13 protein-coding genes are annotated in these 12,882 nt (G+C 45.6%); 6 read left to right on the top strand and 7 right to left on the bottom strand.

Annotated elements, in window-relative coordinates; translation table 11 throughout:
* Positions 1-36: 36 nt before the first annotated feature.
* The 3 genes from tyrA to nagZ form a co-directional block, all read right to left on the bottom strand.
* Positions 37-1,164: a bifunctional chorismate mutase/prephenate dehydrogenase gene (gene tyrA, locus R7Z41_RS13760; RefSeq protein WP_005381901.1), complete on the bottom strand. Its 1,128-nt coding sequence runs from the start codon at positions 1,162-1,164 to the stop codon at positions 37-39.
* 21 nt (positions 1,165-1,185) lie between these two features.
* Positions 1,186-2,262, bottom strand: a complete 1,077-nt coding sequence (locus R7Z41_RS13755; RefSeq protein ID WP_005381904.1) for a 3-deoxy-7-phosphoheptulonate synthase — start codon at positions 2,260-2,262, stop codon at positions 1,186-1,188.
* Positions 2,263-2,469: 207 nt separating this feature from the next.
* Positions 2,470-3,453, bottom strand: coding sequence for a beta-N-acetylhexosaminidase (nagZ, locus tag R7Z41_RS13750; RefSeq protein ID WP_005381905.1), 984 nt, complete (start codon positions 3,451-3,453; stop codon positions 2,470-2,472).
* Between the two features lie 99 nt (positions 3,454-3,552).
* On the opposite strand from nagZ, the gene R7Z41_RS13745 reads away from it, so the two are divergent.
* The gene (locus R7Z41_RS13745) at positions 3,553-4,665 is read left to right on the top strand and encodes an anhydro-N-acetylmuramic acid kinase (protein WP_033906112.1); all 1,113 of its coding nucleotides are present in this window, start codon (positions 3,553-3,555) and stop codon (positions 4,663-4,665) included.
* 36 nt (positions 4,666-4,701) lie between these two features.
* Complete coding sequence (murQ, locus tag R7Z41_RS13740) at positions 4,702-5,631, top strand: N-acetylmuramic acid 6-phosphate etherase (RefSeq protein ID WP_017636161.1); 930 nt, start codon at positions 4,702-4,704, stop codon at positions 5,629-5,631.
* A gap of 61 nt (positions 5,632-5,692) precedes the next feature.
* On the opposite strand, the gene R7Z41_RS13735 is transcribed toward murQ, so the two are convergent.
* Positions 5,693-5,965: a hypothetical protein gene (locus R7Z41_RS13735; RefSeq protein WP_053306896.1), complete on the bottom strand. Its 273-nt coding sequence runs from the start codon at positions 5,963-5,965 to the stop codon at positions 5,693-5,695.
* Positions 5,966-6,079: 114 nt separating this feature from the next.
* Positions 6,080-6,421 (bottom strand): DUF2799 domain-containing protein, encoded by a 342-nt coding sequence (locus R7Z41_RS13730; protein ID WP_005381912.1) that lies wholly within the window; start codon positions 6,419-6,421, stop codon positions 6,080-6,082.
* Positions 6,422-6,701: 280 nt separating this feature from the next.
* On the opposite strand from R7Z41_RS13730, the gene R7Z41_RS13725 reads away from it, so the two are divergent.
* The 4 genes from R7Z41_RS13725 (at position 6,702) to R7Z41_RS13710 (ending at position 11,355) form a co-directional block, all read left to right on the top strand.
* Positions 6,702-8,186, top strand: coding sequence for a carbon starvation protein A (locus R7Z41_RS13725; RefSeq protein ID WP_005381914.1), 1,485 nt, complete (start codon positions 6,702-6,704; stop codon positions 8,184-8,186).
* A 193-nt stretch (positions 8,187-8,379) separates the two neighbouring features.
* Positions 8,380-10,050 carry a sensor histidine kinase gene (locus R7Z41_RS13720; RefSeq protein WP_005381915.1) on the top strand — a complete coding sequence of 557 codons (1,671 nt, stop codon included), beginning with the start codon at positions 8,380-8,382 and terminating at the stop codon, positions 10,048-10,050.
* Between the two features lie 31 nt (positions 10,051-10,081).
* Positions 10,082-10,810 (top strand): two-component system response regulator BtsR, encoded by a 729-nt coding sequence (gene btsR / locus R7Z41_RS13715; RefSeq protein ID WP_005381917.1) that lies wholly within the window; start codon positions 10,082-10,084, stop codon positions 10,808-10,810.
* Between the two features lie 71 nt (positions 10,811-10,881).
* The gene (locus R7Z41_RS13710) at positions 10,882-11,355 is read left to right on the top strand and encodes a low molecular weight phosphatase family protein (RefSeq protein ID WP_225477653.1); all 474 of its coding nucleotides are present in this window, start codon (positions 10,882-10,884) and stop codon (positions 11,353-11,355) included.
* Between the two features lie 46 nt (positions 11,356-11,401).
* Here the strand turns inward: R7Z41_RS13710 and ispH are convergent, their stop codons facing one another.
* Together ispH and fkpB are read right to left on the bottom strand one after the other, a co-directional pair.
* The gene (gene ispH / locus R7Z41_RS13705; protein WP_005381920.1) at positions 11,402-12,367 is read right to left on the bottom strand and encodes a 4-hydroxy-3-methylbut-2-enyl diphosphate reductase; all 966 of its coding nucleotides are present in this window, start codon (positions 12,365-12,367) and stop codon (positions 11,402-11,404) included.
* 24 nt (positions 12,368-12,391) lie between these two features.
* Positions 12,392-12,823 (bottom strand): FKBP-type peptidyl-prolyl cis-trans isomerase, encoded by a 432-nt coding sequence (gene fkpB / locus R7Z41_RS13700; RefSeq protein WP_005381922.1) that lies wholly within the window; start codon positions 12,821-12,823, stop codon positions 12,392-12,394.
* Positions 12,824-12,882: the final 59 nt, after the last annotated feature.

Below are 12,882 nucleotides of genomic sequence, written 5' to 3'. Positions count from 1 at the left end.
TTTGTTTCGGACTCTGCACGGCTAAATGACCCGTGATTAGCCGCGATGAATATTATCATTCGCCTGTTTGAGTAAGTTTTGGCTCTCATTCATAAATTGTTGAGAATAAGTACCAAACCAATCACTCACCTGCTTAAAGCTTTCGATGAATCGCGCTTTGTCTCTGCTATCCAGAATCGCTACCGCATCACCTAAACGCTGATGGAATCGCTTGATCATATCGATATTCTCTTGAGAAGAGAAAATGATATCACCGTACAAGTTCGGATCCTGACCAAACAGTCGTCCCACCATCGCCAATTCAAGGCGGTAGATTGGCGAGCTTAACTTCAACAACTGATCGATGTTCGGGTTCTCTTTGCTAAGGTGCATACCGTAAGCAAACGAAGTGAAGTGGCGCAACGCCTGAATCAACGTCATGCCATGATCATGCTCTTGTGCATCGATTTGGCACAAGCTTGCGCCCCAAATTCCAAACTGTTGCAATAGCCATTGGTAATGCTCGTGACCACGACCATCACAGTACACAATAACCTGCTTGGCAAGGCTCGGAACATCTGGGCCAAACATTGGGTGTAAACCAACTACAGGACCTTGGTGCACATTCAACATTGCTTGCAGAGGCTTCGACTTGATAGAAGTCAGGTCACACAGAATGCAGTCTTGCGGCAAGTTCCCCAGTTTTTCGATCACCCCTTCCGTTAGATGAATCGGCACCGTGACCACGACTAAACCCGCGTTGTCTAGAATCTCATCCGCATGATCCCAGTCTTTACTGCCGAGAACTTTGACCTGGTAGCCCGACAATTTGAACATACGCCCAAACAGGCCACCCAATTGACCATTACCACCAATAATAACAACTGAGCGTAAATCAGGGTTCAAACACTTAAAACCGGAATCTTTCTCGCTGGCATAAGACTCACGCATTGTTCGACGCAGAATATCTTCAATAAGCTGTGGAGGAATTCCCATTTTTTCAGCTTCAGCGCGACGAGAAGCTAACATCGCCGCTTCGCGGTCTGGAGCATAAATTGGCAAACCATGTTCGCTTTTTACTTCCCCAACTTTCTCTACGAGCGCTAAACGCTGAGCCAATAGCTCCAACATTTGCTTGTCGACTGCATCAATCTGATCGCGTAATGCGTTAAGTTCAACTGCCATTGATGTTCCTTAAATCCTGTATTAATTAGCCTTTAGACGATTTTCTAAGAAAGGCACTAGCTCTTCATGTGCATGACGTAATAGTGCCTCAGTTGAATCCCAATTGATACATGCGTCAGTGATAGATACACCGTATTTCATCTCTTCAAGAGCTAAGTCAGAAGATTGATTTCCTTCATTGATATGGCTTTCAATCATAAGACCGATAATAGATTTATTGCCTTCACGGATTTGATGAATCACATCCTCCGCGACTAATGGCTGGCGACGGTAATCTTTACGTGAGTTGGCGTGACTGCAATCCACCATTAATGAAGCATCAAGACCAGATTTCGCCATCTCTTGCTCACACTCAGTGACTGATACCGAATCGTAGTTAGTTTGCTTGCCGCCACGTAAGATCACATGTCCATTAGCATTGCCCTGGGTGGTCAACAGTGCGACTTGTCCCTCACGGTTAATTCCCATAAAACGGTGGCTAGAGGACGCAGCTTGCATCGCGTTAATTGCGGTTGCCAAACTGCCATCGGTGCCATTCTTAAAACCGATTGGCATAGACAGGCCGCTTGCCATTTCACGGTGAGTTTGTGACTCCGTCGTACGAGCACCGATGGCTGCCCAGCTAAAAGTATCCGCCAAGTATTGTGGGCTAATTGGGTCTAGAGCCTCAGTCGCGAGCGGGATTTCCATCTCTGCCAACTCCACCAGAAGTTCGCGTCCAACATGCAGACCGTGTTCAATATCGAAACTGCCGTCTAGGTGTGGGTCATTGATCAGGCCTTTCCAGCCGACCGTGGTGCGCGGCTTCTCAAAGTAAACACGCATAACAATATACAGTTGGTCACTTAGTTGTTCAGAGAGTGCTTTAAGTCGCTTTGCGTAATCCTTCGCCGCTTCTACGTCGTGGATAGAACATGGACCGCATACAACAAGCAGGCGGTGATCCTTCTTGTGAATAATATTAGCGATAGTTTGACGAGACTCTTGAATAAAGCGACGTGCTTTTTCACTCAAAGGAAGCTTGGTTTTTAGTTCCTCCGGAGTAATAAGAACCTGTTCTTCGATAATATTAATATTGCTCAACTCACTTTTCTGCATAACTCTAACCTGTATATTTATTTTTACACCCAACCAAACCTTTGGTGAGACAACTAAGCTTTAACGACAAGATAACAGTCTAAAAAAGAAAAACAAGCGTACAGAATAAAAAACATTTAGTGTAAATTTAAGCTTACAGTCAAATGAAAAGCCAAAGTATAATTAACTTTGGCTTCTCATCGCTGTTTTGAATCTTTTACAAGAGGTTTAGCTAGTCAAGCGTTTCATCGCTTCACTCGCCGCTTTCCACTCTTGAGATAGCTTAAGTTCGCTTGGAGAAAATGACTGTTTTTTCAGTAATCCATCCGCGAGTGGCACGGTTGAAACCGGTAAGTTGTCTAATACCTCAACGTGCGCTTCTCGTTTATTACACATTAACAACATATCGCAACCAGCTCTCAATGCTTGAGCACCTCGCTCGGCTGGGCTGCCCATAATCGCAGCGCCTTCCATGGTCAAATCATCCGAAAAAACCAAACCTTTAAAACCCAATTGCTGACGCAGGACCTGTTTTAACCAGTATTCAGAACCGCTGGCTGGTTGAGCATCATAATGTGGGAAAATCACGTGAGCAGGCATCATGGCATCTAAAATACCGGCATCAATTTGCGCTTTGAAGATCGCCATATCTTGTTCAAAAATATCACTGCGCTCGTCGTATGGTGTTTCTAGATGTGAGTCTGCAATCACGCCACCATGTCCAGGGAAGTGCTTGCCTGTCGTTGCCATGCCAACACTCTTCATTCCCTGCATATATGCAGTGCTATAGCGAAGAATGGTGTCGGCATCTTCACCGAATGCGCGGTTACCGATCGCTTTACATTGATGGCCTTGGTCAAGTACCGGGGCAAAGCTTAAATCAATATCATGGGCAATCAGCTCTGCTGCCATTAACCAACCGCCCATACGAGCAAGCTCTTCACCATTTTGATGTTTAGCGTACTCATCAGCAGCAGGAATTAATGAGAAACCTTCACGAAAGCGCTGCACTCGGCCGCCTTCTTGATCCACACCGATCAAAAACGGGCGCTTAGCCGCCTTTCGGATGGATTGAGTAAGTGCTTGAAGCTGTTCGCTATCATGATAGTTGCGAGCAAATAGAATTAAGCCACCAACCGTAGGATGCTCCAAGATTTCTTTGTCTTCAGCGGTCAGTTCATACCCCGCAACGTCAACCCATAACGGTCCCATGTTTTCTCCTCAAAATCGGCTGAATATCTCGTATTCGATGAGGTTATTCGCTTCAGATTTGCTTTACAATAAGTGAATGAAGAATTGACGAGATCGGCTATGAAATTTAACGAACTGTACATTGGTGTGATGTCTGGAACGAGTATGGATGGCGTTGATACCGCTCTAGTTGAAATAAGCGATGAGCATGTTCGTCTGATTGCGCACGACGACTACCCAATGCCCGCAGCGCTAAAAGACATGCTGTTATCTGTTTGTACCGGTCAAGCAACAAATTTAAAAACCATAGGTGAACTTGACCACCAGCTCGGCCACCTATTTGCAGATGCTGTGTTACAGCTACTCAATAAGTCTGGCTACGTCGCAGAGCAAATTCGTGCGATTGGTAATCACGGTCAAACAGTGTTCCATCAGCCTACCGGAAACTTGCCGTTTACCACTCAATTGGGCGATGCAAACATTATCGCAGTCAAGACAGGCATTGATACGGTAGCGGATTTTCGTCGTAAAGACATGGCGCTAGGTGGACAAGGTGCCCCACTCGTCCCTGCTTTCCATAAAAGCATTTTTGCGATGCAGGATTCCACAATTGTGGTGCTTAACATTGGAGGCATTGCCAATATCTCGGTACTGCATCCAGAACAACCAGTCATTGGCTATGACACAGGCCCGGGCAATATGTTGATGGACGCATGGTGTGCGCTGCATACTGGGCAAAGCTTCGACGAAGATGCACAATTTGCACTTAAAGGAACGGTAAACGCTACTTTGTTGACTCAATTACTCAAAGAAGCTTACCTCGCCATGCCTGCCCCTAAAAGTACCGGGCGAGAACTGTTCAATATTGACTGGCTGCATCAACAACTGGCCCATCACAATTTACCAATCGAAGACGTACAACGTACACTTTGCGAGTATTCTGCAATTACCATTGCCAACGAAGTCGACAAGTTTTCTCATGGCATCACACCTCAACTATTAGTCTGTGGCGGTGGAGCAAGAAACCCGCTTTTGATGCAGCGACTAGCTAAGTTATTGCCACAATGGAGCGTTGCGACAACGGCAGAAAAAGGTGTTGATGGCGATTACATGGAAGCAATGGCGTTTGCTTGGCTTGCGCAGCGCCATATTCACGGCCTCCCTAGCAACTTACCGGAAGTTACGGGGGCAAGTCGTCTCGCTTCACTGGGTGTACTCTATTCAAAAAATTAAGGGCAATAGATCCTAAACAAAAAGGCTTAATTCATTATGACGAACGATGCACTTATCGCAGCTTTATCCCATCTGGTATCTGAAGGGCGAAACCCAGACACCATGGACATCGACTTGCTGCCTTCTCTCGATATTGTTCAACGCATCAACCAACAGGACAAACTCGTTCCTCTTGCCGTTGAAAAAGTGTTGCCTGAGATCGCTGAAGCCGTTGATAAGATCACGGAAGCATTTAAGGTCGGAGGTCGGTTGTTTTACATCGGTGCGGGTACCAGTGGTCGACTTGGCGTTTTGGATGCTTCAGAATGCCCACCAACTTTTGGCACAGATCCAGAGATGGTCGTTGGTATTATTGCCGGTGGAAAAGAGGCAATGTTCCGTGCAAAGGAAGGGGCGGAGGACGATCCAGCATTGGGTGAGCAAGATCTTAAAGAGAATACGCTAACACAACGCGATGTCGTCGTTGGTATTGCGGCAAGTGGACGAACACCTTACGTGATTGGTGGCTTAGAGTATGCGAACGAGCTTGGTGCCACCACTGTAGCACTATCTTGTAACCCTGACTCTCCGATTGCAGATATTGCTGATATTGCGATTAGCCCCGTTGTTGGACCTGAAGCGTTAACGGGATCCACTCGCTTAAAATCAGGGACGGCACAAAAACTCGTACTAAACATGCTCACTACCGCAAGCATGATTCGCCTGGGCAAAAGTTATCAGAACTTAATGGTAGATGTGAAAGCGACGAATGCAAAGCTAGTTGCAAGAGCGGCTCGTATTGTTATGCAAGCAACAGATTGTACTAACCAAGAGGCTAAAACGGCGCTCAAAGAAACGGACTACGACGCCAAGTTAGCGATTTTGATGATTTTAACCGGGCTGGATAGAGAAAGCGCGACTGAGCAACTGAACGCCAAGCAAGGATATTTAAGAAAAGTCGTGATCGCGCAAACTAATCAATCTTAATCAATCTTAATCAATAAAGCGCCTCACTTATTTAAAAGTCAGGCGCCTTTTATGGCTTAATTTAGTAGTTCAATCGTTCAATGTGAGTAATACCGACTTTACCTTCAAGGTCACTGAACATATGAACCATTGCTGGGTATGGTTGTGCTCCAGGGTAGACAACTTCTGCATTACAGAAAAACGCATAGTTTTGTCCGGCTACGACTTGAGTAGCCACAACCAAAGGGGAGTATTTGACACAGACAAACCCCTCGATACCTTTAGCAAATACTTCTTTATTCTCTGCTGTGAGTTCATGAAATGGACTCCAGCCACCAGCCATTTGCGTTGACATAATGTGATTCCTTTTTTTCTGTGCTCACTATCAAGAAATATGAGCACAGTTTAATAAGGAAGATTTTGCCACATTTATGTGATGCAGACAGTGTAACAACGGCTTTATTGACTATTAATTTGAGTATTCATTCCAACCACGTTGCCATTCCATGCGGAATTTTTGCGCTTGCTCAGTACCTTCACAAACCCCTTCGTAATACTGACCAGATAACCCCATTTGATACGCAAAAGCAGGATTACAGTACTCACGTAAACCTTCTAAATAACCTTGGTCGTAGTCACTTTGCTTAACACTACCCAACTCACGAAGCTCGCTCATCGTGCGCGATGTGTGTCCGGTTATGCCATCTTGATATCCGATCTGATGCCAATCTCCCGACTTGGCAAGATCTGCTGTCGTTGCTGTGCATCCTGCAAGTAAAGCCAGTGCCAGACCTACCGTTACCTTTTTCATGGTTCTTCCTTAAGTAATTGTTTTCAAAAATAAGCTTACCACTAATTATTGGCGCTTGCCGCTGAGCTTGCAGATTTAACCACTGATGACTCAAATCAGCCGCTCAAGACTGTCATCAACCTTTCGCCATTTTTAAAAACCGCTCAAGCAGCATATCGACCACTCAGTGCTCTATTCGACCACTCATCTACTAACCGAATGCATTTAACACAAGTGACGCATAACATGCATCCTGAGATTAAAAAATTACCCTACCCAACTAAGACCAAGGACAATTGCTATGATGTGGTTTCTAACCTGTGTCGCAGCCCTAATCGGCGGATACTTCATCTACGGCGCTTTCGTCGAGAAGATTTTCGGCATCAATGAAAAACGCCAAACGCCAGCTCACACCAAATCGGACGGTGTTGACTTCGTTCCAATGTCAACAAAGAAAGTTTACCTAGTTCAACTACTTAACATCGCAGGTGTTGGTCCAATTTTTGGCCCGATCATGGGGGCACTATACGGTCCTGCGGCGATGCTTTGGATTGTAGTCGGTTGTATTTTTGCTGGTGCAGTACACGATTACTTCTCAGGCATGCTTTCAGTGCGTAACGGCGGTGCATCTGTACCTACCATTACAGGTCGCTACCTAGGTAATGGCGCAAAACACTTTATGAATATTTTTGCCATTGTCCTATTGCTTCTAGTTGGCGTAGTGTTCGTTTCAGCCCCTGCTGGCATGATTACTAACCTCATCAATGATCAAACAAGCTTGAGCGTAAGCATGACTACAATGGTTATTGCTATTTTTGCTTACTACATCATTGCGACGATTGTTCCTGTCGATAAAATCATTGGTCGTTTCTACCCACTGTTTGGCGCCCTACTTATCTTTATGTCTGTTGGCCTAATGACAGCCGTTGCTTTCTCTAGCGAACACACAGTAATGGGTGACTTCCAAGTTTCGGACATGTTCTCTAACCTCAACCCAAATGACATGCCGTTATGGCCTGCATTGTTCATCACTATCGCATGTGGCGCTATCTCTGGCTTCCACGCAACTCAGTCTCCACTGATGGCGCGTTGTATGGAAAATGAGAAAAACGGTCGCTTCGTATTCTACGGTGCAATGATTGGTGAAGGTGTTATCGCGCTAATTTGGTGTGCTATCGCTCTGTCTTTCTTCGGCTCTCTAGACGCTCTATCAGAAGCTGTGAAAAACGGTGGTCCTGGTAACGTGGTATACAGCGCATCATTTGGTCTGCTAGGTGTGTTCGGTGGTATCCTTGCGTTCCTGGGGGTGGTTATCCTACCAATTACGTCTGGCGATACAGCGTTCCGTTCAAGCCGCTTGATCCTTGCTGAATACTTCAACATGGAACAAAAAACGCTACGTAACCGTCTACTGATGGCACTTCCACTGTTCGTTATCGGCGGTATCTTAACTCAAGTAGACTTCGGCATTATCTGGCGCTACTTCGGTTTTGCAAACCAAACAACAGCGGTAATGATGCTTTGGACTGCGTCCGCTTACCTACTGCGTCACAACAAGCTGCACTGGATTACCACTATCCCAGCTATCTTCATGACCACGGTATGTGTCACGTTCATCTTAAACAACAGCTCGCTAGGTTTTGGTCTGCCAATGCAACTATCAACTATCGTAGGTATTGTGTTTGCCCTAGCTGTGACAGGTTACGTTATCAAAACCTCTAAGGGTAAAGGTGAAACTGAACTGGCTGACGAAGAGAAACCACAAGCCGTATCAGAAACAGCGTAATACTCGTCACATCTGAGTGACTAAGATAGGAGCCTGCCAATTGCAGGCTCTTTTTGTTTTATACCCAAGTCACTTTAAGACTCAGAAAGCACAGCGCAGCATCATTTACTTAGCTGTTCTTATCTATCTGAGCCAAGCATCTTGAGGTTACTTAGGTATACAATAACAACATTGATTCTAGGTTAGGTTCACTATGGAACTGGTCATCTCCCTTTTACAACAGATGTGTGTGTACTTAGTTTTGGCTTACATGCTAAGTAAAACGCCAATCATCTTACCTTTGCTGAGTATTTCTTCGCGCTTAAGCCACCGCCTAATTTGTTACGTACTCTTCTCTGGCTTTTGTATTCTCGGCACCTATTTCGGTCTGCACATCAACGATGCTATTGCCAATACTCGTGCGATCGGCGCAGTTATGGGCGGGCTGTTTGGTGGACCTGTTGTAGGTTTCGCCGTCGGATTTACTGGTGGCATCCATCGATACTCTCTTGGTGGCTTTACTGACCTAGCCTGCGCAATTTCAACCACCGCCGAGGGCGTAATTGGTGGCTTGCTCCACGTTTACCTTATCAAGCGAAATAAAGGCGCATTGCTGTTTAATCCAAGCGTCGTATTCAGCGTCACGTTTGTTGCAGAAGTGGTGCAAATGATTTTGCTGCTCGCCGTCGCGAAACCTTTTGATCAAGCCTATGAACTGGTGTCCGCTATTGCAGCGCCTATGATCATCGCGAACTCATTTGGTGCGGCGTTGTTCATGAGTATCCTGCAAGACAGAAAAGCAATCTTTGAAAAGTTTTCTGCGACGTTTTCGCGTCGAGCGCTCACCATTGCTGATCGCTCAGTGGGAATTCTAAGCAACGGCTTCAACACCGAAAACGCAGAGAAAATCGCACGTATTATTTACGAAGAAACCAAAGTGGGCGCTGTCGCGATTACTGACCAAGAAAAAATCTTAGCGTTTGTGGGCATTGGCGATGATCACCATAAACCAAACACGCCGATTTCATCGCAAAGCACATTAGACTCCATGGAGAAAAACGACATCATTTATCTTGATGGTGCGGAGCGTCCATACCAATGCTCCATTGCAAAAGATTGCAAGCTCGGATCTGCGCTGATCATCCCACTGCGTGCAGGGAAAGAGGTCATTGGTACCATAAAGCTGTATGAACCGAAGCGTAAATTGTTCTCGACGGCCAACATGTCGATGGCGGAAGGAATAGCCCAGCTTCTATCTAGCCAAATCCTTTATGGCGATTACCAACAACAACAAGCCTTACTCGCCCAAGCAGAAATAAAATTGCTTCACGCTCAGGTGAATCCACACTTTTTGTTTAATGCACTCAATACTATTAGTGCGATTACTCGTCGTGACCCTGACAAAGCGCGCGAGCTAATCCAAAATCTATCGCACTTCTTCCGCAGCAATTTAAAGCAGAACATTAATACCGTGACGCTAAAGGAAGAGCTTGCACATGTGAACTCGTACTTGAGCATCGAAAAAGCGCGTTTTACGGACCGCTTAGAGGTTGAAATCGATATTCAACCTGAATTGCTGGACATCAAATTACCAAGCTTTACACTCCAGCCTTTGGTTGAGAATGCCATTAAGCATGGCATTTCAAACATGCTTGAAGGTGGTAAAGTTCATATCTACAGCGAAGCACACCCACAAGGTCACTTGATTACCGTCGAAGACAACGCAGGCAGTTTTGAACCGCCAAAAGAAAACCACTCAGGGCTAGGTTTAGAAATTGTCGACAAACGTCTCACTAATCAATTTGGACGTGATGCAGCGCTAAAAATTACGTGCGAGCCACATCAATTTACTAAAATGAGCTTTATCATTCCCCCAAAATCATAAAAGCACGCTGAAGCAATAAAGGTAATGTTGGATGTTAACCGCACTCGTCATTGATGATGAACAGTTTGCTCGTGAAGAGCTAGCAGAGTTACTGGATGAAACAGGCCAAGTTGAGGTCGTGGGCGATGCCTCAAACGCAATCCTTGGCCTAAAAAAAATCAATGAACTCAAGCCTGATGTGGTGTTTCTCGATATCCAAATGCCTCAAGTCACGGGGATTGAATTACTTGGGATGCTTGATCCAGAAACCATGCCTTATGTGGTTTTTGTCACGGCTTATGATCAGTATGCGATTCAAGCATTTGAAGACAATGCCTTTGATTACTTGCTCAAACCTGTCGACCCATGCCGGTTAACTAAAACGGTCAAACGACTAAACAAAGTCATTAGCCAATCCGCCCTAACGCAACAACTGTCTGCTATTACACCTGACACGTTGGATCAGATACCGTGCATCGGACACAACCGCATCGTTATCATGGCCACCGACACGGTGGAATGTGCTTACAGTGATATCAGCGGCGTACATGTACGCTCCACCAGCCAAACCGCGAGCACCCAACTGACATTAAAAACGTTGGAAGAGAAAACCCCTCTAGTCCGCTGCCATCGTCAATACTTAGTCAGTATTAAAGCGATTAGCGAAATCAAGTTACTGGAAAATGGGTTAGCGGAAATCATCACCAAAACAGGCTTTGAGATACCAGTAAGCCGCCGCTACTTAAAGGTGCTCAAAGAGATGCTCGGCATTAGCCACTAACACAAAAACTTCACACATCATCGCTGAGTTTCCGCTAGCGTATAAATAGGACGCTCTGAAAAGACGAGGCGATGATGTATAAAGTTTTATTCATATGTAAGCACAACGCTGGACGAAGCGTCCTCGCGGAGTCAATCGCAACCAATATCCTGCTAGCAGATTTTAGTGTCACCAGTGGAGGCTCACATCCCACAGGCAAGGTGCACCCAGTGGTGCAAAAATATTTAGATGACCACCAACTCCCCATTCCGCATATCCACACGCATTCATGGGAGGAGCGAACTCAATTTCTTCCCGACATCGTTATTATTCTCTGTGATTCTTTACATCAAGAAACCGCTCCTCAGTGGCTTGCAGGTGGTGTTCGAGTAAACTGGCAAGTTGATGCTTTTCCGACCGATGGTTCTGATGAATACATGTACGCACATTGCGAAAAGGTTGCTCAATCGCTTGAGCGAAGAATCACGAAGATGTCTGATATGATTATCGATGGTTTAGGAAAAGACCAAATTCGTGATTACCTAAATGAGTTAAGAGAGATGTAAAAAAGGCGACCCACAGGTCGCCTTTTGAATATTCGATAAATGGAGACTAATCCACTTGCTTGATTTGAAGTTCTTTAGGTACTTCAAAGAACATATTCTCTTCACGGCCAAGTACTTCATCAACCGCTTCGGCACCAACGAGTTCTTTGATTCGCTCTAGAATCTGATTAACGAGCTCTTCCGGAGCAGATGCTCCCGCAGTCACGCCGACCTTTGTTTTGCCTTCGAACCACTCAGGTTTGATATCTTCCGGACAGTCGGTTAAGTAGCCAGGTGTCCCTAGCTTTTCAGCTAGCTCTTTAAGACGTGTAGAGTTTGATGAGTTTTTAGAACCCACCACAACCATCACATCTACGTCACCAGCTAATTCACGTACGGCATCTTGGCGGTTTTGTGTCGCATAACAGATATCGTCTTTACGTGGACCTTGGATATCTGGGAACACGCGGCGTAGCTCTTCGATAACATCGGCAGTTTCATCGACAGAAAGCGTCGTTTGGCTTACGTAATGAAGATCGGATGGATCTTTCACAATCGCCTTCAGTTTCTCAACATCGGCTGGAGTTTCAACCAAGTACATACCACCGGTTTCACTGGCGTATTGCCCCATCGTACCTTCGACTTCAGGGTGACCTGCGTGACCAATCAGAACCACTTCCATATTACGACGGCTCGCACGCGCCACTTCCATATGCACTTTGGTTACTAAAGGGCACGTTGCGTCAAATACGGTCAAATCACGCTGCTTGGCTTCCTGACGAACTGCCTGCGATACACCATGAGCGGAGAAAATCACAATGTTGTTGTCTGGCACTTCGTGCAGTTCTTCAACGAAGATAGCACCACGCTGTTTTAGACCTTCAACCACAAAACGGTTATGCACCACTTCATGACGCACATAAATCGGTGGCTGATACATCTCTAGCGCACGCTCTACGATGCTAATCGCGCGGTCAACACCAGCACAGAAACCACGTGGGTTAGCTAACAGGATTTTCATTTCATTGCTCATGGAAGTTATCTTTTATTTGGTTCGCTATTCTACTGACAAAATTTCAACTTCGAAAGTCACGTCTTGTCCCGCGAGTGGATGGTTGAAGTCCACAGTTACTGAGTCGCCAGCAATCTCAGTAATGATGCCTGGGATTTCCATGCCATCAGGGCCACTGAAGGCCATGATTGTACCAACTTCCACTTCTGCATCACCTACAAATTTAGTGCGATCCATATAGTGAATATGATCAGGGTTTGGCATACCAAACGCGTCTTCTGCCTTTAGCTCAATCGCTTTTTGTGCGCCTGTTTCGAGGCCTATCAAGCACTGCTCAAAGTTTTCACTCAAGCTGCCATCACCCATAACAAATTTCGCTGGTTTACCCATGTTATGAGTACTATCTGCAACCGATCCGTCTTTCATTTTAATCGTAAAGTGAAGGGTTACTACCGATTCATTGGTTATTGTTGTCACGTTAATGCTTCCTTGTTCTTGGGTTATTACGCTGTCAGCTTGGTCTTTTTATACATTGA

Origin of the sequence: Vibrio sp. 1457, from assembly GCF_033340195.1 — a bacterium.
Taxonomy (GTDB): domain Bacteria; phylum Pseudomonadota; class Gammaproteobacteria; order Enterobacterales; family Vibrionaceae; genus Vibrio; species Vibrio alginolyticus.
Note: the sequence above shows the minus strand (reverse complement) of the source record. Positions and strands in the feature narration are given on the sequence as shown.

Bases quoted from the DNA above. Each gene is read 5' to 3' on its own strand.
- murQ (WP_017636161.1), top strand. From the start codon at position 4,702: ATGACGAACGATGCACTTATCGCAGCTTTATCCCATCTGGTATCTGAA.
- nagZ (WP_005381905.1), bottom strand. From the start codon at position 3,453: ATGGGACCGTTATGGGTTGACGTTGCGGGGTATGAACTGACCGCTGAA.
- R7Z41_RS13720 (WP_005381915.1), top strand. From the start codon at position 8,380: ATGGAACTGGTCATCTCCCTTTTACAACAGATGTGTGTGTACTTAGTT.
- R7Z41_RS13725 (WP_005381914.1), top strand. From the start codon at position 6,702: ATGATGTGGTTTCTAACCTGTGTCGCAGCCCTAATCGGCGGATACTTC.
- R7Z41_RS13755 (WP_005381904.1), bottom strand. From the start codon at position 2,262: ATGCAGAAAAGTGAGTTGAGCAATATTAATATTATCGAAGAACAGGTT.
- R7Z41_RS13745 (WP_033906112.1), top strand. From the start codon at position 3,553: ATGAAATTTAACGAACTGTACATTGGTGTGATGTCTGGAACGAGTATG.
- ispH (WP_005381920.1), bottom strand. From the start codon at position 12,367: ATGAGCAATGAAATGAAAATCCTGTTAGCTAACCCACGTGGTTTCTGT.
- R7Z41_RS13735 (WP_053306896.1), bottom strand. From the start codon at position 5,965: ATGTCAACGCAAATGGCTGGTGGCTGGAGTCCATTTCATGAACTCACA.
- btsR (WP_005381917.1), top strand. From the start codon at position 10,082: ATGTTAACCGCACTCGTCATTGATGATGAACAGTTTGCTCGTGAAGAG.
- tyrA (WP_005381901.1), bottom strand. From the start codon at position 1,164: ATGGCAGTTGAACTTAACGCATTACGCGATCAGATTGATGCAGTCGAC.
- R7Z41_RS13730 (WP_005381912.1), bottom strand. From the start codon at position 6,421: ATGAAAAAGGTAACGGTAGGTCTGGCACTGGCTTTACTTGCAGGATGC.
- R7Z41_RS13710 (WP_225477653.1), top strand. From the start codon at position 10,882: ATGATGTATAAAGTTTTATTCATATGTAAGCACAACGCTGGACGAAGC.